General features: G+C 75.2%; 27 protein-coding genes. 14 read left to right on the plus strand and 13 right to left on the minus strand.

The genetic code is table 11. The features are described 5' to 3' along the window. Positions 1 to 25 precede the first annotated feature (25 nt). The 5 genes from AB0637_RS04190 to AB0637_RS04210 all read left to right on the plus strand — a co-directional run bounded on the left by AB0637_RS04190 (position 26) and on the right by AB0637_RS04210 (position 5,451). Positions 26 to 691, plus strand: coding sequence for a class I SAM-dependent methyltransferase (locus tag AB0637_RS04190; protein ID WP_366169907.1), 666 nt, complete (start codon positions 26 to 28; stop codon positions 689 to 691). Between the two features lie 90 nt (positions 692 to 781). Beyond that, complete coding sequence (locus AB0637_RS04195) at positions 782 to 2,365, plus strand: CYTH and CHAD domain-containing protein (RefSeq protein ID WP_366169908.1); 1,584 nt, start codon at positions 782 to 784, stop codon at positions 2,363 to 2,365. 55 nt (positions 2,366 to 2,420) lie between these two features. Further along, on the plus strand, positions 2,421 to 3,023 hold the full coding sequence (locus tag AB0637_RS04200; protein WP_366169909.1) for a GNAT family protein: 603 nt from the start codon (positions 2,421 to 2,423) through the stop codon (positions 3,021 to 3,023). A 26-nt stretch (positions 3,024 to 3,049) separates the two neighbouring features. Beyond that, positions 3,050 to 3,814, plus strand: coding sequence for an ABC transporter ATP-binding protein (locus AB0637_RS04205; protein ID WP_366169910.1), 765 nt, complete (start codon positions 3,050 to 3,052; stop codon positions 3,812 to 3,814). Next, positions 3,811 to 5,451 (plus strand): transporter, encoded by a 1,641-nt coding sequence (locus tag AB0637_RS04210; RefSeq protein WP_366169911.1) that lies wholly within the window; start codon positions 3,811 to 3,813, stop codon positions 5,449 to 5,451. The genes AB0637_RS04205 and AB0637_RS04210 overlap by 4 nt, the downstream gene beginning before the upstream one ends. A 106-nt stretch (positions 5,452 to 5,557) precedes the next feature. On the opposite strand, the gene AB0637_RS04215 is transcribed toward AB0637_RS04210, so the two are convergent. The 3 genes from AB0637_RS04215 to AB0637_RS04225 all read right to left on the minus strand — a co-directional run bounded on the left by AB0637_RS04215 (position 5,558) and on the right by AB0637_RS04225 (position 8,273). Continuing rightward, on the minus strand, positions 5,558 to 5,761 hold the full coding sequence (locus tag AB0637_RS04215; protein ID WP_366169912.1) for a cold-shock protein: 204 nt from the start codon (positions 5,759 to 5,761) through the stop codon (positions 5,558 to 5,560). A gap of 237 nt (positions 5,762 to 5,998) precedes the next feature. Further along, the gene (locus tag AB0637_RS04220; protein ID WP_366169913.1) at positions 5,999 to 7,213 is read right to left on the minus strand and encodes a glycoside hydrolase family 15 protein; all 1,215 of its coding nucleotides are present in this window, start codon (positions 7,211 to 7,213) and stop codon (positions 5,999 to 6,001) included. Positions 7,214 to 7,307: 94 nt separating this feature from the next. Next, a complete protein-coding gene (locus tag AB0637_RS04225; protein WP_366169914.1) occupies positions 7,308 to 8,273 on the minus strand; it encodes an NAD(P)/FAD-dependent oxidoreductase in 966 nt (321 codons plus the stop codon). A gap of 69 nt (positions 8,274 to 8,342) precedes the next feature. On the opposite strand from AB0637_RS04225, the gene AB0637_RS04230 reads away from it, so the two are divergent. Next, complete coding sequence (locus AB0637_RS04230) at positions 8,343 to 8,972, plus strand: XRE family transcriptional regulator (RefSeq protein WP_366169915.1); 630 nt, start codon at positions 8,343 to 8,345, stop codon at positions 8,970 to 8,972. Here the strand turns inward: AB0637_RS04230 and AB0637_RS04235 are convergent. Beyond that, positions 8,959 to 9,510 carry a GNAT family N-acetyltransferase gene (locus tag AB0637_RS04235; RefSeq protein ID WP_366169916.1) on the minus strand — a complete coding sequence of 184 codons (552 nt, stop codon included), beginning with the start codon at positions 9,508 to 9,510 and terminating at the stop codon, positions 8,959 to 8,961. The two genes, AB0637_RS04230 and AB0637_RS04235, sit on opposite strands and share 14 nt — an antisense overlap. 218 nt (positions 9,511 to 9,728) lie before the next feature. Here AB0637_RS04235 and AB0637_RS04240 point away from each other — a divergent pair, with 218 nt between their 5' ends. Continuing rightward, on the plus strand, positions 9,729 to 10,502 hold the full coding sequence (locus AB0637_RS04240) for a hypothetical protein (protein ID WP_366169917.1): 774 nt from the start codon (positions 9,729 to 9,731) through the stop codon (positions 10,500 to 10,502). A 12-nt stretch (positions 10,503 to 10,514) separates the two neighbouring features. Here the strand turns inward: AB0637_RS04240 and AB0637_RS04245 are convergent, their stop codons facing one another. Genes AB0637_RS04245 through AB0637_RS04255 form a run of 3 tightly spaced genes read right to left on the minus strand, consistent with a single transcriptional unit; the run spans position 10,515 to position 12,472 of the window. Further along, the gene (locus tag AB0637_RS04245) at positions 10,515 to 11,276 is read right to left on the minus strand and encodes an ABC transporter permease (RefSeq protein WP_366169918.1); all 762 of its coding nucleotides are present in this window, start codon (positions 11,274 to 11,276) and stop codon (positions 10,515 to 10,517) included. Continuing rightward, positions 11,273 to 12,166 carry an ABC transporter ATP-binding protein gene (locus AB0637_RS04250; RefSeq protein ID WP_366169919.1) on the minus strand — a complete coding sequence of 298 codons (894 nt, stop codon included), beginning with the start codon at positions 12,164 to 12,166 and terminating at the stop codon, positions 11,273 to 11,275. Before AB0637_RS04250 ends, AB0637_RS04245 begins: the two co-directional genes overlap by 4 nt. Before the next feature lie 54 nt (positions 12,167 to 12,220). Further along, positions 12,221 to 12,472, minus strand: a complete 252-nt coding sequence (locus AB0637_RS04255; RefSeq protein WP_366169920.1) for a type B 50S ribosomal protein L31 — start codon at positions 12,470 to 12,472, stop codon at positions 12,221 to 12,223. Between the two features lie 84 nt (positions 12,473 to 12,556). On the opposite strand from AB0637_RS04255, the gene rpmB reads away from it, so the two are divergent. From rpmB to AB0637_RS04285, 6 genes are all read left to right on the plus strand, one after another. Beyond that, a complete protein-coding gene (rpmB, locus tag AB0637_RS04260; protein ID WP_366169921.1) occupies positions 12,557 to 12,793 on the plus strand; it encodes a 50S ribosomal protein L28 in 237 nt (78 codons plus the stop codon). Further along, positions 12,793 to 12,960 carry a 50S ribosomal protein L33 gene (gene rpmG / locus AB0637_RS04265; protein WP_366169922.1) on the plus strand — a complete coding sequence of 56 codons (168 nt, stop codon included), beginning with the start codon at positions 12,793 to 12,795 and terminating at the stop codon, positions 12,958 to 12,960. The genes rpmB and rpmG overlap by 1 nt, the downstream gene beginning before the upstream one ends. After that, positions 12,960 to 13,265, plus strand: coding sequence for a 30S ribosomal protein S14 (rpsN, locus tag AB0637_RS04270; protein WP_366169923.1), 306 nt, complete (start codon positions 12,960 to 12,962; stop codon positions 13,263 to 13,265). The genes rpmG and rpsN overlap by 1 nt, the downstream gene beginning before the upstream one ends. A 19-nt stretch (positions 13,266 to 13,284) precedes the next feature. After that, the gene (gene ykgO / locus AB0637_RS04275) at positions 13,285 to 13,407 is read left to right on the plus strand and encodes a type B 50S ribosomal protein L36 (protein ID WP_366169924.1); all 123 of its coding nucleotides are present in this window, start codon (positions 13,285 to 13,287) and stop codon (positions 13,405 to 13,407) included. A gap of 12 nt (positions 13,408 to 13,419) precedes the next feature. Beyond that, complete coding sequence (locus AB0637_RS04280; RefSeq protein WP_366169925.1) at positions 13,420 to 13,872, plus strand: GNAT family N-acetyltransferase; 453 nt, start codon at positions 13,420 to 13,422, stop codon at positions 13,870 to 13,872. 118 nt (positions 13,873 to 13,990) lie between these two features. Beyond that, positions 13,991 to 14,821: a phosphotransferase gene (locus AB0637_RS04285; RefSeq protein WP_366169926.1), complete on the plus strand. Its 831-nt coding sequence runs from the start codon at positions 13,991 to 13,993 to the stop codon at positions 14,819 to 14,821. A 28-nt stretch (positions 14,822 to 14,849) separates the two neighbouring features. Here the strand turns inward: AB0637_RS04285 and AB0637_RS04290 are convergent, their stop codons facing one another. Continuing rightward, positions 14,850 to 16,070: an MFS transporter gene (locus tag AB0637_RS04290; protein ID WP_366169927.1), complete on the minus strand. Its 1,221-nt coding sequence runs from the start codon at positions 16,068 to 16,070 to the stop codon at positions 14,850 to 14,852. After that, positions 16,067 to 17,029 (minus strand): phosphotransferase, encoded by a 963-nt coding sequence (locus tag AB0637_RS04295; RefSeq protein ID WP_366169928.1) that lies wholly within the window; start codon positions 17,027 to 17,029, stop codon positions 16,067 to 16,069. Before AB0637_RS04295 ends, AB0637_RS04290 begins: the two co-directional genes overlap by 4 nt. Before the next feature lie 69 nt (positions 17,030 to 17,098). On the opposite strand from AB0637_RS04295, the gene AB0637_RS04300 reads away from it, so the two are divergent. Then, positions 17,099 to 17,875, plus strand: a complete 777-nt coding sequence (locus AB0637_RS04300) for an SDR family oxidoreductase (protein WP_366169929.1) — start codon at positions 17,099 to 17,101, stop codon at positions 17,873 to 17,875. Positions 17,876 to 17,897: 22 nt separating this feature from the next. On the opposite strand, the gene AB0637_RS04305 is transcribed toward AB0637_RS04300, so the two are convergent. The 4 genes from AB0637_RS04305 to AB0637_RS04320 are packed head-to-tail and all read right to left on the minus strand — an operon-like array spanning position 17,898 to position 21,200. Then, positions 17,898 to 18,530, minus strand: coding sequence for an NAD(P)H-dependent oxidoreductase (locus AB0637_RS04305; RefSeq protein ID WP_366169930.1), 633 nt, complete (start codon positions 18,528 to 18,530; stop codon positions 17,898 to 17,900). A gap of 44 nt (positions 18,531 to 18,574) precedes the next feature. Next, positions 18,575 to 19,462, minus strand: coding sequence for a metal ABC transporter permease (locus AB0637_RS04310; protein ID WP_366169931.1), 888 nt, complete (start codon positions 19,460 to 19,462; stop codon positions 18,575 to 18,577). Beyond that, a complete protein-coding gene (locus tag AB0637_RS04315; RefSeq protein WP_366169932.1) occupies positions 19,462 to 20,277 on the minus strand; it encodes an ABC transporter ATP-binding protein in 816 nt (271 codons plus the stop codon). The genes AB0637_RS04310 and AB0637_RS04315 overlap by 1 nt, the downstream gene beginning before the upstream one ends. Continuing rightward, a complete protein-coding gene (locus AB0637_RS04320) occupies positions 20,274 to 21,200 on the minus strand; it encodes a zinc ABC transporter substrate-binding protein (RefSeq protein WP_366169933.1) in 927 nt (308 codons plus the stop codon). Before AB0637_RS04320 ends, AB0637_RS04315 begins: the two co-directional genes overlap by 4 nt. Positions 21,201 to 21,247 lie beyond the last annotated feature (47 nt).

Consider the following 21,247-nt stretch of genomic DNA (forward strand, 5'->3'; position numbering starts at 1 on the left):
CGGCCGCCCCCCGCAGGATCGGCGCATGAGCCGTTTCGACCCGACCGCCCGCGACGCCGAGGAGCTGTGGGAGGGCATGTACTCCGGGCACGGCGGCCACGTCTGGACCGGACGGCCGAACGCCGCCCTCGTCGACGCCGTCGCCGACCTCACGCCCGACGTCACCGGTACCGCCCTCGACCTCGGGTGCGGCGAGGGCGGGGACGTCCTCTTCCTCGCCGCCCGGGGGTGGCGCGTCACGGGGGTCGACGTCGCGGGCACCGCCCTCGAGCGCGCCCGCGCCCACGCCGAGGAGGCCGGCGTCGCCGACCGCACCCGGTTCGAGCGGCACGACCTCGGGATCTCCTTCCCCGCGGGCACCTTCGGCCTCGTGACGGCGTCCTTCCTGCACTCCTACGCCTTCCTCGACCGCGCCGCCGTGCTGCGCCGGGCCGCCGAGGCCGTCGCCCCCGGTGGGTCCCTCCTCGTCGTCGGGCACGTCAGCCGCCCCGAGCAGCTCGGCCCGCTGGGCGGGGACTTCCCCGGCGCCGACGTGGCGCTGCCCGACCCCGACGAACTGCTCGCCACGCTCGCCCTCCCCGCGCAGGAGTGGACGGTCGCGCGCAAGGCGCTGCTCGAGCGCACGACGACCCTCGAGGACGGCAGCGAGGGCGTCTGGCGCGACGGGGTCCTGCGGCTGGACCGGCGCTGACCCCGCGCCGACTTCCGGAACCCGGCACGGGCGAGGCGCTGACCTGCGGCGATGGTGGTCCGTTCACCCCTCCGTGGTAGGTGTTTGCCCATGCCGTCCCCTCGCCTGGCCCTCACCCGCACCTACCTCGCGCCCTCGCTCGAGTCGGCGCCCGGTGGTGGCGAGCTGCCCGGAGTCGCCGACGTGCGTCCCGAGGTCGCCGTGGTGAGCGAGGAGACGCACTACGACACGAGCGACCTCGCCCTGGCCGCGGCGGGCGTCTCGGTGCGCCGGCAGACGGCCGAGCGGACGAGCCCCGCCCCGCGCGGCTGGGTCCTGGAACTGCCGGGCCGCGGCCCCCGCACCCACGAGGTGCGGCAGGCCCTGGGACGCGCCGTCCGCACCGCACCCGCTGCGCTGCAACGCCTCACGTGGGCGGCGGCCCGCGGCCGCTCGCTCGGGCCCGTGCTGGAGCTGTCGACGTCGGCCCGTCAGCGCGACCTGCTCGACGCGGACGGCGACGTCGTGGCGCGGCTGACCACGCGTGAGGTCCAGGCCCGGGCACTGGCCCCCGAGGACTCCTCCCCGCAGACGTGGGCCGAGTGGCAGGTGGAGGTCGTCGACGGCCGCCGCGACCTGCTCGACGCCGTCACCGACGCCTGGGAGGCCCTCGGCGCCGAGGAGTCCGACCGCACCGCCCAGCTGCGCGCCGTCCTCGACGGACCGGACGACGAGGACGGCCTCGACGCCGTGTCCGTGGACGACAGCGCCGGCGCCGTCGTCACGGCCCGCCTCGCGCAGGACGTCGGCTGGCTGCTCTCGCAGGACCCCCTGGCCCGCATCGACGCCCCGGACGCCGTCCGGTCGCTGCGCGTGGCGGCGCGCCGCCTGCGCACCGTCCTGGCCACGACGGCCCCCCTGTTCACCGAGGGCGCCACCGACGACCTGCGGGCCGAGCTCGCCTGGATCGCCGACGTCACCGCACCCGTCCGCGACGCCGACGTCCTGTCCGAGAAGCTCCTCGACGACCTCGACGAGGAGGCCGCCGGGCACACCGCCGGCTCCGGGACGGGTGACCCGGCCGTGGTGGCCGACCGCGTCCGCGCCGTCCTCACCGACCGGGCCGCCGCCGCCCAGGCGGCCGTCGTCGAGGCCCTCGACTCCCAGCGCTACCGCGACCTCGTCGCCGCGCTGGAGGCGTTCGTCGCCGACCCGCCCACCGTCAAGGCCGCCCGCCGCGAGGCCCGCAAGGTGCTGCTGCCCCTCGTCGCGGACGCCCACCGCGCCGCCCGCGACGCCTACCGCGACCTCGACCTGGACGCCGACCTCGAGATCGACCACGACGTCGACCACGCCACCGCGGACGACGCGGACGCGGCCGACGCGCTCGCCCGGCTGCGCGACGCGGTCGCCGCCGCGCGCGACGCGGCCGGGGTCGTCGCCCCGAAGGTCGGCGAGGCCGCCGAGGAGTACGTCGACGTCCTCAAGGACCTGCTCGACCTGCTCGACGAGCACGCCGACACCGTCCTGGCCCGGGAGTTCCTCGCCGGCCTCGTCGACGACTTCGGCACCGGCGCCTTCGTCCTGGGCCGCCTGCACGCGCTCGAGGAGGTGCGCTCCGCCGTCGCGTTCCACGACGTCGAGGAGGCGTGGGACAACGCGAACCGCAAGAAGCTGCGCAAGTTCCTCAAGTGATCGACCGGCCCCGCGCGCAGTAGTTGCCCCGGGGAGGCGTCGGTAGGGTCGCGGGGTGAGCGAGATCGCGAACCCCGTGCCCCTGTCCGGAGAGCGCGTCGCCCTGGAGCCCCTGTCGGCCGCCCACGCCGAGGGCCTGCGGGCCGTCGTCGCCGAGGGCGACCTGCACCGGACCTGGTACACGTCCATCCCCGCGCCCGAGCGGGTCGACGCCGAGATCGAGCGCCGGCTCGGGCTGCAGTGGGCGGGGACGATGAGCCCCTGGGCCGTGCGGCGGCTCGACACCGGCGCCGTCTGCGGGGCCACGACCTACATGAACGTGCAGGCCGACGTTCCGCGGCTGGAGATCGGGTCGACGTTCTACGCGCCGAGCGCGCAGCGGACGGGGATCAACGCCGAGACCAAGCTCCTGCTGCTCACGCGCGCCTTCGAGGACCTGCGCTGCATCGCGGTCGAGTTCCGGACGCACTGGCACAACCACCGCTCCCGCACCGCGATCGCGCGGCTCGGCGCCCGCCAGGACGGGGTGCTGCGCAGCCACCAGGTCCTGCCCGACGGTTCCCTGCGCGACACCGTCGTGTTCTCCATCACCGCCGCCGAGTGGCCCGCCGTCCGCGCCGACCTGCGGTACCGGCTGGCCCGTGGGGGTTCGCGGTGAACGCCGCCGACGGCACCCTGCCTCCCGTGGCACCCTCCGGCCCGCCCGTCGCGCTCGCCCTGCGCGGTCTCGCCAAGCGGTTCGGCCCCAAGGTCGCCGTGGACCACCTCGACCTCGACGTGCCGGCCGGGTCGTTCTACGGCGTCGTCGGCCCGAACGGCGCGGGCAAGACGACGACCCTGTCGATGGCGACGGGGTTGCTGCGGCCCGACGCCGGTCGCGCGTTCGTCGCCGGCGCCGACGTGTGGGCCGACCCGGTGGGGGCCAAGCGGATCCTCGGCGTCCTGCCCGACGGGGTCCGGTTGTTCGACCGCCTCTCCGGGCTCGAGCTCGTGCGGTACTCCGGGTTGCTGCGGGGGATGCCCCGGGCCGTCGTGGAGGAACGCTCCCGCGAACTGCTGGACGCGCTCGGCCTCACCGAGGCCGGGAACACCCTCGTCGTCGACTACTCCGCGGGCATGACGAAGAAGGTCGCGCTCGCGTGCGCGCTCGTCCACGCCCCGCGCGTCCTCGTCCTCGACGAACCCTTCGAGGCCGTCGACCCCGTGAGCGGGGCGACCATCCGCAGCATCCTCACCGGGTACGTCGGCGGCGGCGGGACCGTCGTGCTGTCCAGCCACGTCATGGACCTCGTCGAACGGCTCTGCACCCACGTCGCCGTCATCGCCGGCGGGCGGGTCCTGGCCGCCGGCGACCTCACCACCGTCCGCGGGGAAGGAACCCTCGAGCAGCGGTTCGTCGACCTCGTCGGCGGCACCCGCGACGTCACCGGTCTGGACTGGTTGCGGTGACGGGGGCCGCCGTCGCCCCCACCACCGGGCAGCCCGGCGTCGGGACCTTCGTCCGCCTCAAGCTCACGCTGCTGCGCAACGGCTTCCGCCGCAGCCCGTGGCAGGTCGTCGCGTTCGTCCTCGGGGCCGTCTGGGCCCTGGGGATCGTCGGGGTCGTGGGGTCGGGACTGCTCGCCCTGCGCTTCAGCGGCACCGACGTCGCCGGTCCCGTCGTCGTCGGCGGGGGAACCCTGCTCGTCCTCGGCTGGGCCCTCGTGCCGCTCGTGGCGTTCGGCGTCGACGAGACCCTCGACCCCACGCGGTTCGCCACCTTCGGGGTCGCCCGCCGCCGGCTCGTGCCCGGCCTCCTGCTCGCCGGCCTCCTGGGCCTGCCCGGCCTCGTCACCGCGCTGCTCGCCGTCGCCGCCGTCGTCACGTTCTCCCGCGGGCCCGCGGCGACGGCCTTCGGCGTCCCGGCGCTCGCCGTGTTCGTGCTGACGGCCGTGGCGGCCTCGCGGGCGACGACGACCGCGGCCGCCGCTCTGCTCCGTCGCCGCCGCACCCGCGACGCCGTCGCCGTCCTCGGCGGGCTGGTCCTCGTCTGCTTCGGGCCGCTCTTCAACGTCGTCCTCGGGCGCGCTGGGTCCGGTCTGGCCGAGCTCGCCGACCTGGGGCGGCGCGTCGCCGGCGTCGCGAGCTGGACGCCGCCCGGGTTCGCGGTCGCGGCCGCCGCCGACGCCGCCGCCGGACGGTGGGGGCTCGCGGCGCTGCGCCTCGTCCTCGCGGTCGTCGTGCTGGGGCTGCTCCTCGCGGCCTGGGCGCTGGCCCTGGGACCGGCCGGGACGGGCCCCGCCGGCCAGGCCGCGGCGTCCGCCCCCGCCGACGAACGCCGCCACCCGGTCCTGGACCGGCTGCCCGACACCCCGGCGTGGGCGCCCGCGACGGCCGTGGCGGTGCGGTGCGCCCGCTACTGGCGCCGCGACCCGCGCTACCTCGTCAGCGCCGCCTCCCTCGTCGTCATCCCGCTGCTGCTCGTGGTCCTGCCCCTGTCCCAGGGCGGGTCCGTCGGGTCCTGGCCGCTCGCGGCCGGCCCGGCCATCGCCTTCGTCATGGGCTGGTCCCTGCACAACGACGTCGCCTACGACCACTCCGCCTTCGCCCTGCACGTCGCGACGGGGCTACGCGGTCGGGACGACCGCGCCGGACGGGTCCTCGCGGCGGCGCTGTGGCAGCTGCCGCTGCTGCTCGTGGCCTCGGTCGGCGGCTGCCTGCTGGCCGGTCACCCGGAGCTGCTGCCCGCCGTCCTCGGTGCGGCGCTCGCGCTCTTCGGGGCGTCGCTGGGGGTGTCGTCGGTGGCGAGCGCGCTCGTCCCGTACCCGGCGCCCGCCCCGGGCGACAACCCGTTCCAGACGCCGAAGGGCGCCTCGGCCGCCACCGTGGGCGTGCAGTTCGGGACGTCGGCCGTGACGACGGTCGTCGCCCTGCCGACGCTCGTGCCCGCCGTCATCGCCCTCGTCGGGCCGTCCTGGGTCGGCTGGATCGCCCTGCCGGTCGGGCTGGCGACGGGGATCGTCCTGCCGTGGGTGGGCGTCGTCCAGGGCGGGGCCGTCCTGGACCGCCGCGCGCCCGAGGTGCTGGCGCGGGTGAGCTCGTCGTGAGCCCCGGACGGCCCGGTCCGCGGACCTGACGCGCGGGGCGGCCACGACGAAGGGCCCTCACCCCGGAGCGGGGTGAGGGCCCTTCGCGTGCACTGCCGTCAGCAGGTCAGAGCGGGACGACCGACTCGGCCTGCGGGCCCTTCTGGCCCTGGGTCACCTCGAACTCCACACGCTGGTTCTCCTCCAGCGAGCGGTAGCCGTTGCCACCGATGGCGGAGTAGTGGACGAAGACGTCGGGTCCGCCACCATCCTGCTCGATGAACCCGTAGCCCTTCTCGGCGTTGAACCACTTGACGGTGCCCTGAGCCATGCTTTCTCCAACACGTTTCCAGTCGGTCAAGCCCCGCGCGTCTGCGGGACTCGGGCTGAGTGGAACGCCACGCCGGACCGGTCTCCCGGCCGACGCGACGCCCGCATCACACTCCGCGGGCGTTCAGAACGATCGAGGAGCTGCGGTGATCTGCAGCCGTGGGGAAGCTAACACGCAAGGTGCAACCGTGCGCAAGACCTCCACGCAGCTCGATCACTCGTGGAGCACTCGTGCACGTCACCCGCGCTCGAGCGTGTCGACGGCCAGCACGACGCAGGCGCCCGTCCAGCCGAGGGGGGCCGGACCGGCCGGGGAGCCGTCGGGCAGCACCTTCTCCGGCAGGCTGCCCCAGGGCGTGGCGTGCGTGCTCAACCAGGTCAGCCAGGCCTGCGCCTGCGCGGTGCGCCCGCACGCGGCGGCGGCGAGGGCGACCAGCGCGGTCTCCGGGGTCCAGGAGACCCCGTCCTGGCGCCAGCCGGCCCCGGGGGCCAGACCGCCGGCCGGTCGGCGCGCCGCGAGCTGGTAGACGTCGAACGCCTGCAGCACGGAGGGCTCGGCCCGGGGCGCGAACGGCGGCAGGCAGAACGTCACCGCCGCGTCGACGGCGTCCCCGCGACCGCCCGCGTACCGCGTCCACCCCGCCGGGGCGAAGCGGTCCCGGACGAGGTCGGCGAGCGAGCCGGCCGCGGCGGACACCGTGCGGGCACGACGGCGCTCGCGCAGCCGCGAGAGCACCGCGGCGCCGGCCCGCAGGCCCGCCACCAGCGGTGCGACCGCCCCCAGGGTCAGGCTGCCCTCCGTCAGCTCCCAGTAGTCGGGGGAGGGGTCGGGCAGTCGCGTGCCGTCCGCCGTGCGGTCCAGGACGAACTCCAGGGCGCGGTCGAGGAGGTCGCGGGCGGCCTCCGCGCGGTCGCGGGCGGACGCGCTGTCGGGGTCGGCGTCGAGGGCCGCGCGCAGGGCCCACAACGACCAGCCCGCCCCGTCGTCCTGCCGGCGCCGACCGTCGGGCGTGCCCCGGCCGTCGAGGAGGTAGCGCGCCTCGAAGCCACCGTCGGGCAGTTGGACGCGCGCCAGGAAGCGCAGGACGCGGTCGGCGTCCTCGAGGTGCCCGGTGCGGGCCAGGGCGACCGCGGCGAAGGCGGAGTCCCGTGGCCAGGCGTAGGCCCAGGACGGGGCCGGACCCGCCGCGACGGCCCCGGCGGGGCTCGTCAGCGCCCGCAGGTCCAGCAGCGCCCGCCGGACCACACCCCCGTGGGGACCGGCGGCGCCGGGGACGCGTCCGGAGGACAGCCAGGCCGACTCCGCCCGCGGGTCGGCGTCGTACCAGTCGGGTCCGGACAGCAGCCGGGGCAGCGGCGCGGCCTCGGTGCGGTCGGGCAGGAGCGTCGCCCCGGCCGTCCCCAGCCCGAGCACCGAGGCGCCCCCGGCCGCCAGCAACCACCGTCGTCGCACCCCGCACCTCCCCGTGACGTCCTCTCCCGACCGTAACCCGGGCTCGAACGGACCGTGGAGGACTTGCGCGTTCCCGAGCCCGTCCGGGCGGTGCTCAGGCCCGGGAGGCCGCCACGGCGGCCGCGGTGTCCTCCGCGACGAGGTCGGCGTTGACGGCCGCCCCCGCCAGCAGACCCGCGGCCGCCGCCGTCACGACCTGCGCCTGCGGATCGGTGACGTTGCCCGCCAGGTGCACGCCCGCCACGGTCGTCGTGCCACCGGGGCCGGAGGGGTAGCGGTCGCCGACCTCGACGCCGCCCACGACGACCGGTTCGCGGACGATCCCGAGGTCGTCCAGCACGGGGGAGGACACGCGCACGGGGGCGCCGACGACGAGGACGTCGCGGGCGACCTCCGTGCCGTCGGCCAGCCGCACCCCGCTGAGCCGTCCGTCGCGGGACAGGACCTCGCGCACCTCGCCGTCGACGATCCGCACACCCCGGGCGAGCAGTTCCTCGCGGCGCTGGTCGTCGAGGGCGGGGCCGGTGTGGGTGAAGTACACGAGGTCGGCGCTCCACTGCCGGAACAACCACGCCTGGTGGCCCGACAGCGCGGAGGTGCCCAGGACGCCCAGGGCGCGGTCGGCCACCTCGTACCCGTGGCAGTAGGGGCAGTGCACGACGTCACCGCCCCAGTGCTCGCGCAGGCCGGGCACCTCGGGCAGGTCGTCGACGAGCCCGGTGGCGACGACGAGGCGGCGCGCACGGAACTCCCCGGCCGAGCCGGTGACGGTGAACGTTCCGTCGGAGGTGCGCACTGCACCCGTCGCGGTGCCGGCGACGACCGTGCCGCCGTACCGGCGGACCTCGTCGGACCCGTTGCGCTGCAGTTCCAACGGTGCGATCCCGTCGCGGGTCAGGAAGTTGTGGACGCCGTGGGCGGGGGCGTTGCGCGGGTTCTGGGCGTCGAGGACGGTGACGCTGCGGCGGGCCCGGCCGAGGGCGACGGCGGCGGCGAGTCCCGCCGCGCCACCGCCGACGACGAGGACGTCCAGCGGGGTGGTTCCGGTTTCTCCAGGCATGTCCCCAGCCTCACCCCGGACCGGCTCGCGACCCCGGCCGTGTTGCCGTTCCGGCAAAGGAGCGCTGGGATGACCCGGGTGGCGGGAACCCTGGACGACGTGGCTGGAGCGGTGGACGTGCGGGCGGCCGTGGCCGCGGTGGGCCCGCGGTTGCGGCGGTTGCGGACCGACGCCGACCGCACCCTGGCCGAGGTCGCCGCCGCGACGGGGATCTCGATCAGCACCCTGTCGCGGTTGGAGTCCGGCGGCCGGAAGGTGACGCTGGAACTCCTGCTGCCGCTGGCCGAGCACTTCGAGGTGGGGCTCGACGAACTCGTCCGGCCGCCCGTCGAACGCGGTCGTCGCCGGTCCCGGACCTCCCACCACGGTGTGACGTTCCTGCCGCTGTCGGCGGCCCCGGGCGGGTTGCGGGCCTACAAGCAGGTCCTCGACCCGGGGGCGGGGGAGGACTCCGACGAGCTGAACGTCCACGAGGGGTACGAGTGGGTGTACGTCATGGCGGGACGGTTGCGGATGCGGCTGGGGGACGACGACTTCGTCGTGGGGGTCGGGGAGGCGGCGGAGTTCGACACCCGGTTGCCGCACCGGGTGAGCAACCCGGGCACGATGCCGACGGAGTGCCTCGTCCTGTTCGGGCGGCAGGGGGAACGGATGCACGTGAAGGCGCGCCCCCGCAGCCCGCGCGTCAGGTCGCGGTGAGTTCCCGCACGACGATCGCGCTCAGCGGACGGTCGGCGTACAGCAGCCGGACGGCCGCCCGGTCGGGGTTCCCCGCGTCCGGACCCCGCCAGACGAGGTCCAGCCCGGCGCGTTCGGCCGCGGCCTTGGAGCGGACGTTGTGCTCCAGGAGGTACGCCGTCACCGGGACGTCGGCCCGGACCCGCTGCGCCGCGGCGAGAGCGGCGCGGACGATCTCTTGCGCGTACCCCTGCCCCCAGGACGCCCGCGCCAGCCGGTAGCCCAGGTTCCACGCCAACCCCAGGCGCAGGTCGCACCCGCCCGTCCCGACGAGCGCCCCGTCGGGGTCGCGCGCCACCCAGCTGCCGAGTCCCATGAGCTGCCAGCCCTCCTCGACGACGTCCAGCAGGCGCTGCGTCGTCGCGGGGTCGGTGTGCCGGCGGCTGGGGAGGTGCTCCCACACCGCCGGGTCGGAGTAGAGGGTGAAGACGTCGTCGAGGTCGGCCGGCACCGGCCGCGTCAGGACGAGGCGTTCGGTCCGGACCCGCTCTTCGCTCACGCCGCCCACCCTCCCACCCCCGCCCCGGCGGGCGGAGAGCACGCCCCCCGCCCGCGCAGGGCCCCTCTTCAGGGCGGAAAACATGCTTTCCGCCCCGCACGGGGCGTTCCCGGGGCGGAGGGTGTGCTCTCCGCCCGCGGGGCAGGGGTGTCCGGGTGCCGGAGGCGGGCCTCCGGGCGCACACTGAGACGGTTGCTCGAGGACACGGGAGGACGACGATGCGCACGCGGGGTGCCGCTCTGACGGTGCTGGCCACGCTCACGCTGGTGGCGGGGTGCTCGGACACCGCGACCGTCACCGCCGGTCCGGGGACGACGAGCGGAACCCCCACGACGTCGTCCCCGCCTCCGTCCCCCTCGCCGTCCACCTCTCCGTCGAGTCCCCCCACGGTGTCCTCCGGCGGTGCGGCGACGACGGGCATCCCCGCCGGAGCCGGGACCGCGACGACGGTCGACCTCGACGGGGACGGGAAGCCGGACACGCTGTGGCTGGCCGACGTCGACGGACGGCGGGAACTCGGGGTCACGACGACGTCGCACGGGACGTCGGTCGTGGACTTCACGTCCGCCGCCCCGCAGGCCGCCTCGGCGAGCGCCGCCGTCCTCGCCTCCGGCGCCCCCGTCGTGTTCCTCGACACGGGCCGGTCGGTGCAGCTCTACGTCTACCGCGTCGAGGGTCCGAGCCTGGGAGTCGTCCGCGGCGTCACCGGGGAGCCGTACTCGTTCAGCCTGGGGTTCACGGACTACGGCACGGGGCTGGTGTGCGCACCGCAGTCCGACGGTCTCCACCTGTTCGGCGAGAACGCCGTCTCGGGGTCGGGGAACACGTTCACGGTGACGCGCACGGAGGTGACCGTGAGCGCCGAGCACTCGCTGGCGCAGAACGGCGACCGGACGACCGTGGGCACCGGGCTCGCCGCCGAGGACCCCCGCGTGCAGGCCGCCCACGGGACGACGTGCGGGGACGGCGGGGCGGCGGACGAACCCCAGTGAACCAGCTGTCCCTCAGCGGAACCGGCGACCCTGGTCCCTCCGGATCGCCCACACCGCCACGGCCCCGAACACGACGGCCCACCCCACGAGGACCGGCACCACCCGGGTTCCGACGTCCAGGCCGGTGACGGCGCTCGTCACGAGGTCGCGGCCCGCGCGGGTCGGGGTCCAGACGGAGATCGACTGCAACCAGTCCGGCATGGTCTCCGGGGGCAGGAACAACCCGCCGGCGAACGCGAGCGGCAGCAGCACGACCTGGGCCAGGGCCAGTGCGGCCTTGGCGGGCAACGAGTAGCCGATCGCCAACCCCAGCGCCAGCAACGGAACCCCGGCGGCGAGCAGGGCGACGAGGCCCTCGAGGAACCGGGGCACCGTCACGGTGGCGTCGGTGAGCAGCGCCGACAGCAGCACGAGCGGAACGAGTCCGAGCAGGGTGAAGAACGCCCCCATGAGGACCCGCGCGAGGAACCTCGGCGTGGCGCCGACGGGCAGGGTGCGCAGGTGCGTGTCCCAGGGCAGTGCCCGGTCCTCGGCGATCCCCGCGCCGTGGGTGAACAGCGCCGTGCTCATGGCGGAGAACACCGCGAGCTGCGCCGTCGCGGCCGTCGCGGCGAGGGGGGACATCTCCCCCGCCTGCGGGACGACGAAGACGGTGAAGATGAGCGCCGGGAACACCGCCGTGCTGACGACGACGACCGGGACCCGCAGGGTTTCGAGCACCTGGTAGCGCGTGTGCAGCCAGGTGAGCCGCGCGGGGCCGGCGGACCGGTTCACGACGGCTCCCCGGGCGTGCCGGTGAGGGCGAGGAACGCCTCCTCGAGGGAGGCCGTCGCCACCTCCAGGTCGCGGAAGGGGACGTCGCGCCGCACGAGGTCGCGGACGAACCCGTCGGCGTCGGGGACGAGGAGTTCGACGCGGTCGCCGTCGCGGACGAGGACCTCCGCCCCCGTCAGCAGCGCGTCCGGCACGTCGCGGGCCCGGAACCGCACCCGGCGCACCTCCGTGCGGCCGCGGACCTCCTCGACCGTGCCGGCCACGACGACCCGGCCGTGGTCCACGACGACGACGCGGTGCGCGAGGGCCTCGACCTCCTCGAGGTGGTGCGACGTCAGCAGCAGCGTGCCGCCGTCGGCGACGAACCCCCGCACCGCCTCCCACAGCGAGAGCCGGGCCGGGACGTCCAGGCCCGTCGTGGGTTCGTCGAGCAGCACGACGCGGGGTCGACCGACGAAGGCGAGTGCCACGGCGACGCGCCGTTGCTGACCGCCGGACAGGCCGCCGCACTGCCGCCCGGCGAGGTCGGTCAGCCCGAACCGTTCCAGCAGGTCGGCCCGGGGCACGGGGTCGCGGTGGTGTCCCCCGGCGAAGTCGACGACCTCGCGGACCTTGAGCGTCTGCGGCAGCCCGGTGGCCTGCGGGGTGACGCCGATCCGGGCGCGGGCGCGCGGTTCGCGGGGGTCTCCGCCGGCCACGCGGACGGTGCCGCGGTCGGGGCGTCGCAGACCGGCCAGCAGCGACAGCAGGGTCGACTTCCCGGCGCCGTTGGGGCCGAGGACGCCGACGGCCTCGCCGGCCTCGACGTGCAGGCTCACGTCGTCGAGCGCCGTCACGGCGCCGAACGTGCGGGTGACGTGGTCGACCTCGACGACGGCGGGTGCGGGCACGGCCCCACCCTGCCTCGCGGGCGGTGGGGGGACAACCGCGCGGTCGCGGGTCGTTCAGGATCGGGCGTAGCGGCGGCGGAACTTCTCTACGCGGCCCTCGGTGTCCAGCACCCGGGCGGTCCCCGTCCAGAACGGGTGGCTGGCGGCGGAGACGTCGACGTCCCACACCGGGTACGTGTGCCCGTCCTCCCACTCCACGGTCGGCAGGTCGCGGGCGACGATCGTCGAGCGGGTGAGGAACGCGGTGCCGGCGGACTTGTCGCGGAACACGACGGCCTCGTAGGTGGGGTGGACGGCGGGGCGCACGGAGGTCTCCTGGTGGCTCTTGTCGGGAATGGTTGTCAGTAGCGGTAGTGTTGCACAGACCGTACGGCGACCAGAGGAGATGACGTGTCGGCTCGATGCCAGGTGACCGGGGCGGAACCCGGGTTCGGGAAGTCCGTCTCGCACTCGCACCGCCGGACCACCCGGCGCTGGAACCCCAACCTCCAGCGCAAGAAGTACCTCGTGCCCTCGCTGGGGCGCACGGTCACGCTGACCGTGTCGGCGCGGGGCATCAAGACCATCGACCAGCGCGGCATCGAGTCCGTGGTGGCGCAGATCCGAGCGCGAGGGGAGCGCATCTGATGGCGAGGACCGCCGACGTCCGTCCGGTGATCAAGCTGAGGTCGACCGCGGGGACCGGGTACACGTACGTGACCCGCAAGAACCGCCGGAACGACCCGGACCGCATGGTCGTCCGCAAGTACGACCCCGTGGTCCGCAGGCACGTCGACTTCCGCGAGGAGCGCTGATGGCGAAGACGTCGAAGATCGCGCGCAACGAGCAGCGTCGCGTCGTCGTCGAGCGGTGGGCCGCCCGCCGCGCCGAGCTCAAACGCGCGGCGGTGGACCCCCACCGACCGGAGGAGGAGCGGGCCGCCGCCCGGCTCGCGCTGCAGCGGTTGCCGCGCGACGCGAGCCCGACGCGGCTGCGCAACCGCGACGCCGCCGACGGCCGCCCCCGGGGTTTCCTCCGCACGTTCGGCGTCTCGCGCGTGCGGTTCCGCGCGATGGCCCACGCCGGGGAACTGCCCGGTGTCACGAAGTCCAGCTGGTGAGAGTTCGGGAGGAGACGACGTGAAGGTCGTGGGGTCGCTGAAGTCCCTCAAGCAGAAGGAGGGGTCCATCGTCGTCCGGAGGCACGGGAAGGTGTTCGTCGTCAACAAGCGCAACCCCCGGTGGAAGGCCCGCCAGGGCTGACACCATGGGCGGGTGACGATCCCCGCCCTCCACGAGGAACCGCCCGGCGGACCGGCCGGGCGGTTCCTGCGCGAGCAGTTCTGGGCCGAGGCGGCCGCCGCCACCGGTTCGCCGCTCGCCCCCGCCGCGCTCGACGTCGACCTGACGACCCTCGTCCCGCCGCAGGGGGCGTTCGTCGTCGCCGGGGAACGGCTCGGCTGCGTCGGGGTGCGGACCCTGCCCGACGGCGCCGTCGAGGTGAAGCGGATGTTCGTCACCCCCGCCGCCCGCGGCACCGGCCTCGGGCGCCGGTTGCTCCTCTGGTGCGAGGACTGGGCCCGCGAACGCGGCGCGAGCCGGCTGGTGCTCGACACGCACGCCGCCCTGACCGCCGCCTGCACCCTCTACCGGTCGTCGGGTTTCCAGGAGGTCGAGCGGTACAACGACAACCCGCACGCGCAGGTGTGGTTCGCGAAGGAGTTCTGAGACGCGGACCGGCTCGCCTGGTGCGTCGCGTTCCGACACCTCTCGACCCCGGGAAGCTCGTGGAACGCACCGCACCAGCTCGCGTACCGTCGAGCGTCGGGACGTCCGAGGGGGATGCGTGCGACAGGACCGGGCGGCCCGCGCGGTCGACGCGGCGACGGCGGTCGCGACCTCGCTCGGACTGCGGGTGGAGGACGTCGACGTCCTCCACGACGCCAACGCGCTCACGCTGCGCCTGCTGCCCTGCGACGTCGTGGCCCGGGTCGCCGTCGGTCCGGTCGAGCAAGCCCAGCGGGAACTCGACCTCGGCCTGGCCCTGTCCGCGGTCGCGCCCGTCGGCGCCCCCGACCCCCGGGTCCCCGCCCGTGCCCACGTCCACGACGAGTTCGTCGTCACGCTGTGGGCGCACCTCCCGACCGCGGGCGGGGAGGTCTTCCCGGCCGACTACGCGCAGGCGCTCCGCGCGTTGCACGCGGGGACGCGGAACCTCACCGTCGAGGTGCCGCACGTCACCGACCGCGTCGCCGTCGCCCGCGGCCTCCTCTCCGATCCCGAGCGGACCCCGGAGCTCCCGCAAGCCCAGCGGGCGGTGTTGCTCGACGCCCTCGCCGGGGCGACCACGACGCTCCTGCGCGCCGGTCGCCGCGAGCAGCTCCTGCACGGCGAACCCCACGCCGGGAACCTCGTGGCGACCCCTGCCGGCCCGCGGTTCGTCGACCTGGAGACGTGCTGCCGGGGTCCGGTGGAGTTCGACGTCGCCCACGCGCCCGACGAAGTGGCCGACCACTACCCGGGGCTGGACCCGGCCGTCCTGCACGCGAGCCGGGTCCTGGTGATGGCGATGATCACCACGTGGCGGTGGGACCGCGACGACTCCCTCCCGGACCGGGAGCGGCTGGTGCGCGAGTGGTTCGCCGAGCTGGAGGTCCTGCTGGCGCGTCGGGTCTGACCGCGCTGCACCCGTCCCCGGGGGAGTGTCACCGCGGTGGGCGGGACCGTGCCGCCGTCAGGAGGCCGGCGGCGACGACGGCCACGAGCAGCCCCAGTGAGAACTCGACCACGTGCCGCCGGGTGAGCGCGGTGGCCAGACCCGTCGCGACGGCGATGCCCACGAGCCCGCCGCCCTGCAGCGCGACCTGCACGGCGGACAGCACCGTCGACAGGGAGCGGGCGTCCACCGACTGCTGGAGGTCGGACATCAGGGCCCCCACGAGCAGCGCCCCGCCGAAGGCCGACAGGAACTCGCTGACCCCCACCGCCGGGGCGGCGAGGGCGCCGGGCCGCGCCAGGAGCAGCACGGCCGGTCCGGCGGCGGCGACGACGGCGGCCGCCTGGCACGTGCGCGTCGTCCCCGCGGCCCGGCGCACGCGGTCCAGGACGAGACCGGCCACCACCGCGCCCGAACTGCCCACGGCCACCACGGCACCGGTCCAGCGGACGGGCACCGCGAGGTCGCGCAGCAGGAACAGGAGGTGCACGGGCACCGTCAACGAGGTGGCGACGGAAACCCCGACGGCGAGCAGCAGCGGGGTCGCGGACCGCCGGGCCGCGGACCCCAGACCGGCGCGGAGCTGGACCCCGCGGTCCCCGCCCACCCGCGGTTCCTCGACCGGCAGCAGGGCCGACTCCGGGCGCACCAGCCCCAGCCCGACGAGCGCGGAGGCGAGGGCTCCGGCCGCTGCGCTCGCGAGGGCCGCCGGGGCGCCCCAGGCGGCGAGGAGCGCCGGCCCCAAGGACTGTCCCGCAACGGACGTCGCCTCGCGCGCGGCCTGCAGGTGTCCGATCGCGCGGCCGCGGGTGGAGCTGTCGGTGAACAGGTTGACGAGGTGGTAGCCGAGGCTGCCCGCGACCGTCGCCAGCACCACGTGGAGCACGGTGGCCACGAGCAGCAGGGGGAACGTCAGCACCCCCAGCCACAGCGTGACCGCGGTGAGCAGGACGAGCGCGGCGTCGGTGAGGCGGAGCGCGGCTAGGTGCGGGGAGTGCCGCCGGCGGCGGTCGCTCCACACCCCGGCGGGCACCTGCACGAGGAGGGCCGTCGCGAGCACCGCCCCGGTCAGGAGCCCGACCTGCGTCGACCCCTGGCCCAGCGCGACCACCGCCACGAGCGGCAGCGTCACCTCCACCATCGAACTCGTGAGCGTCCAGGACGAGGCGGCGAGGAGGTACCGGCGCAGCAGCTGCGGGGCGGGGGTCACAGCACCGGTTCCCGGGCGGCGGCCGCCCACCCGCCCCCGTCGTCCGGCTCCGGAACCGCGCACAGCCCGAACCACCGCACGAGCAGGTCCAGCCACTGGTGTTCCGTCGCGGTGAGCGGTCGCACCGAGGAGTACCCGGCGAGCAGGTCCCGACGCACCGCGGGCGGCGTCGGCCGCCACTCCCGGAACCGTGTCGCGAGGTACACGCTCGCCTGGGCCAGGTCCTCGACGGGGTGGGCGCGGTGGGCGTCGTCGAGGTCGAGCACCCCCACGACCCGGCCGCCGCGCGTGAGGAGGTTCGCGGCGCGGAAGTCCCCGTGCACGACCTGCGGGGCGCCGGGCAGGTCGGGTGCGGCGGCGAGGAGCTCGGCGAGGCGCGCCGACGCCGTGGGGACGTGCCCGGGGTCGCCGTCCGCGAGCCACGCCGCGACGCGGTCGGGCAGGGAACCCGCAGCCCGCGGCCCCAGACCGTCCGCCGGGGCGAGTGCCGCGTGGGTCCGGGCCAGCCAGCCGCCCGCGTCCCGCACGGCGGCGGCATCCGTGACGTCGAGCCAGTCGCCCGCGACCTCGGCGAACACCCCCACGGACACCGGACCGCGGGGGGCTGCGAGGACCGCGCGGAGGGCGCCGTCCCGGGTCGCGACCGGGGCGGCGACGGGGATCCCCGCGGCGACCAGGCCCGGCAGCAGCGCCGTCGTGGCCGCGAGCCGGGCGAACCGGTCGGCGTCGCAGGACCACTTCACGACGAGCGGACCGCCGTCGGAGGCGACCCAGGCGACGGCACCGTCGCCGCTGAGCACGACGCGCGGGCAGGCGCGCAGCCGCACGTCCCAGACGTCCTGCAGCGCAACGCCCAGCCACGTCCGGACGGCCGCGAGGTCCGCGAACCCGAACCGCGCGCGCAGCGCCACGGTCGCGTCCCCGGACTCCCACAGCATCGACAACCCCTGCGGCAGCACCCGCCGACCGTAGCCACCACCACCCGAGGGGGGTGTGCACGGACCGTGCGGGACGGGTAGGAATCCCCTGTGCGCGTCGACCTCACGGGCAGGACGGCTCTCGTCACGGGTTCCAGTTCGGGCATCGGCCTCGCCATCGCGCAGGGGCTGGCGCGGTGCGGGGCGGAGGTGGTGCTGACCGGTCGCGACGCCGGCCGCCTCGCCGCCGCCGCCGCCACCGTCGACGGCACGGTCCGCACCGTGGCCGGGGACGTCACGACCGACGCCGGCCACGCGGACCTCGTCGCCGCCGTCCCCGCCGTCGACGTCCTCGTCAACAACCTCGGCATCTTCGGTGCGGCGGACCCGCTGACGATCGAGGACGACGAGTGGCGGCGCTACTTCGAGGTGAACGTCCTCACCGCGGTCCGCCTGACCCGCCACCACCTGCCCGCGATGACGGCGAAGGGCTGGGGCCGGGTGCTCTGCACCTCCAGCGACTCCGCGGTCGTGACGCCGGCCGAGATGATCCACTACGGCGTCTCGAAGACCGCCCTGCTCGGGGTGCACCGGGGTTTCGCGAAGGCCGTCGCGGGCACCGGGGTCACGGTGAACAGCGTCCTGGCCGGGCCGACCAACACCGGCGGGGTCGAGGACTTCGTCCGCGAACTCGTCGGGGACGGCCCGTGGGAGGAGGCGCAGCGGGAGTTCATGACGCGGTTCCGCCCGCAGTCGCTGCTGCAGCGGCTCATCGAACCCGAGGAGATCGCGAACATGGTGTGCTACCTCGCCTCCCCGCTGGCCTCGGCGACGACGGGAGCCGCCGTCCGGGTGGACGGCGGCTACGTCGACGCGATCCTGCCCTGACGGGTCGTCGGTCGGGGAGGGTTCACAGGCGCAGCGCGAGCTCGCGGGCGCTCTCGCGGGCGGCCGCGAACTCGGCGTCGGCGCGTTCGCGCAGGTCGGCGAGGTCGGCCAGCCGGTCGGCCAGCGTCGCGCTCGTCTGGACGACGTGGACGTCCATGGCGAGGGAGGCGCCGAGGATGATCTGCAGGACCGGGACACCGTGGTCCCAGCCCTCGGTCGGGCTGCCCGCGTCGTAGGTCGCCCCGCGTGAGCTGACGACGACGGCGGGCCGGCCCGCGAGCGGCTGCGAACCTTCCCCGGCCAGCGCGCCGGGGATGTGGACGTGGTCCAGCCACACCTTCAACGTCGAGGGCACCGTGTAGTTGTAGAGCGGCGCGCCCACGAGGAGGACGTCCGCGGCGAGGAGTTCGGCGTGGACCTGCGCGGTGAGCGCGTCCTGCTCGGCGGGGACCTGTGCGCCGGGGAGGCGGTCGGCCGCCGGCCAGTGCTGCTCGTTCGTCGCGAAGTGCGGGAGCGGGTCGCGGTGCAGGTCCCGGTGGGTGACGGTGAACTCGGCCCCGCGACCGGTCCAGGCCTCCGCGAAGGCCGCCGTGAGGGCGCGCGACCGCGACGTCGCGAGGTCGGCGGAGGAGTCCAGGTGCAACAGGTGCGGCATGCCCGAAGGCTACCCAGCGCCCGTCCCACCGTGGTGGCGGAGCCTCAGACGACCTCGGCCATGACGGGTCGCGTCGCCTCCGGACGCGCGGGGGACCGCCGCAGCCGGGCGACGAGCCGGCACACGAGGTAGATCGTGAACGAGACCGTCGTGACGTAGGGGCTGATCGGGACCGACGAGCCCAGCGCCAGCAGCATCCCGCCCACCATGGCCGTCAGCGCGAAACCCACCGACAGCAGCGGCACGACGAACGGCGAGGAACTGATCCGCGTCGCCGCCGCGGCGGGCGTGACGAGCAGGGCCAGCACCAGCAGCGCGCCGACGATCTGCACGCTCATGGCGACGGCGAGGCCGAGCACGAGCATGAACACCGGCGACAGCAACCGCACGGGCACGCCGCGGGCCGCCGCGACGTCGGCGTCGAGCGAGGCGAACAGCAGCGGCCGCCACATCACCAGCAGGGCCACGAGGACCACGGCCGACAGGACGACGAGCGAGACGAGCTGCGGGTTGTCGACCGCGACGATCTGCCCGGTCAGCAACCCGAACTTGTTCGCGGCCCGGCCCTGGTAGAGGGCCAGGAACAGCACGCCGAGCCCCAACCCGAACGGCATGAGCACGCCGATGGCCGAGTTGTGCTCGCGGGCCCGGTTGCCCAGCACCCCGAACAGGACGGCGGCCAGCACCGACCCGACGAGGGAACCGAGGACGACGTTCACCCCGACGAGCAGCGCGAACGCGGCCCCGGCGAAGCTGAGTTCGGCGATCCCGTGGACGGCGAACGGCAGGTCGCGCGCGACGATGAACACCCCGACCAGGCCGCCGATGAGCCCGAGCAGCGCCCCGGCGTAGAGGGAGTTGTGCACGAGGGCCAGCAGGGCGCCGTAGTCGGAGAAGTCGACGATGCGGTCCCACGCGATGGAGCTGGGCATCAGGACGCCTCCTCGTGGTCGTGGGCGTGCGGGTGCTCGCTGGGGGCCGCGCCGCCGGCGACGAGGACGCGACCGCCCGAGCGGAGCACCTCGACGGGTGAGCCGTACAGCTCCGACAGCGTCGCGGAGTTCATGACGGCGTCGGGGGTCCCGACGCGGAACCGGCCGCCGGCCAGGTAGAGCACCCGGTCGGCGTACGGCAGGACGGGGTTCACGTCGTGGGTGACGAAGACGACGGCCGCACCGGTGCGCAGCCGGGACTCGTGGAACAGCGCGCTGACGGCGGCGGCGTGGTTCAGGTCCAGGGACAGCAGGGGTTCGTCGGCCAGCAGCAGGTCGGGGTCCCCGACGATGCTCTGCGCGACCCGCAGCCGCTGCTGCTCCCCGCCGGACAACCGTCCCACCGGGGCGTCGGCGTAGCTCGTGGCCCCGACGGCCTCCAGGACGCGGTCGACCGTCTCCCGGGCCCGCCGCGACGGCAGCAGCGGTCCCCAGCGGTGGCCGTCCAGCCCCAGCCGGACGAAGTCGCGGGCGCGCAGCGGCGTGCCCGGGTCCAGGCCCTTCTGCTGCGGCACGTACCCGATGCGCCGGTTCCCCCGCTGCACCGGGCGGCCGACGACCTCGACCGTCCCGCGTTCGAGAGGTTGCTGGCCGAGGGCCACCTTGAGCAGGCTGGACTTGCCGGCGCCGTTGGCACCGAGGACGGCGATGAACTCGCCGGGGGCGACGTCGAGGTCGAGACCGGACCAGAGCCGGCGCTCGCCGTAGGCCAGCGAGGCGCCGCTGAGCCGGAGGGCGGGAGTGCCCGCCCTCACTTCTGCGTCAGCGCCGCGGTGATCGCGTCGACGTTCCCGGTCATCCACGTCGTGTAGTCCTTGCCCTCGGGGAGCGTCTCGGTCACGGGCACCACCGCGATGCCGTTGCTCTTCGCGGCGTCGAGGACCTTCTCGGTCTGGGGGCCGGTGGTCTGCTCGTTGTAGACCAGCGCCTGGACCTGGTGCCCGCTGAAGAGTGCCAGGGTCTCCTGGAGCACGTCGACCGGGACGTCGGTCTCCTCCTCGATGGCCTCCGAGAACTTCTCCGGCGTCTTGTTCTCGGCGCCGAGGGCCTGGAGCAGGTACCCGGGGACGGGTTCGGTGATGGCGACGCCCTTGCCCTGCGTCGTCGCCCTGTCCGTGGCGATCTTCTGCTCGAGGGTGTCGAGGCCGCCCTCGAAGGTCTTGAGGTTGGTCTCGAACGCCGTCGCGTCGTCGGGGGAGGCCTTGGCGAGGGTGGCCTCGATCTCCCGGGCGACCTTGCGGACGGTCTCGACGTCGTACCAGACGTGCTCGTTGAGCTCCCCGCCCGCGGCGGCCTGCTTGCCGGAGATGTCGACGGCGTTGAGCACGGTGGCCTTGGCGGAGGACGCCTTGAGCATGGTGTCGACGAAGTCGTCGTACCCGCCGCCGTTCTCGACGACCACGGTGGCCTTCGACAGCTCCAGCTGCGTGCGCGTGTTCGCCTCGTAGCTGTGCGGGTCGGCGTTGGGGTCGCTGATGATCGACGTCACGGTCGCGTCGTCGCCGGCGACCGCGCTGGCCACCGAACCCCACACGTTGGTCGAGGTGACGATGCTCAGGCCGGTGCCCGCCGCGGACGACGCGGCCGCGGAGGTGCTGTCCCCGCTGCCGCACGCGCCGAGCGCGACGGTGGCGGCCAGAGCGGAGGTGAGGGCGAGGGTCGAACGGCGCGACAGCATGCGGCGGCTTCCTGACGATGGGAACGATTCGCAACAACTGTACGCCC

Origin of the sequence: Kineococcus sp. NPDC059986 (assembly GCF_040702905.1) — a bacterium.
Classification (GTDB): domain Bacteria; phylum Actinomycetota; class Actinomycetes; order Actinomycetales; family Kineococcaceae; genus Kineococcus.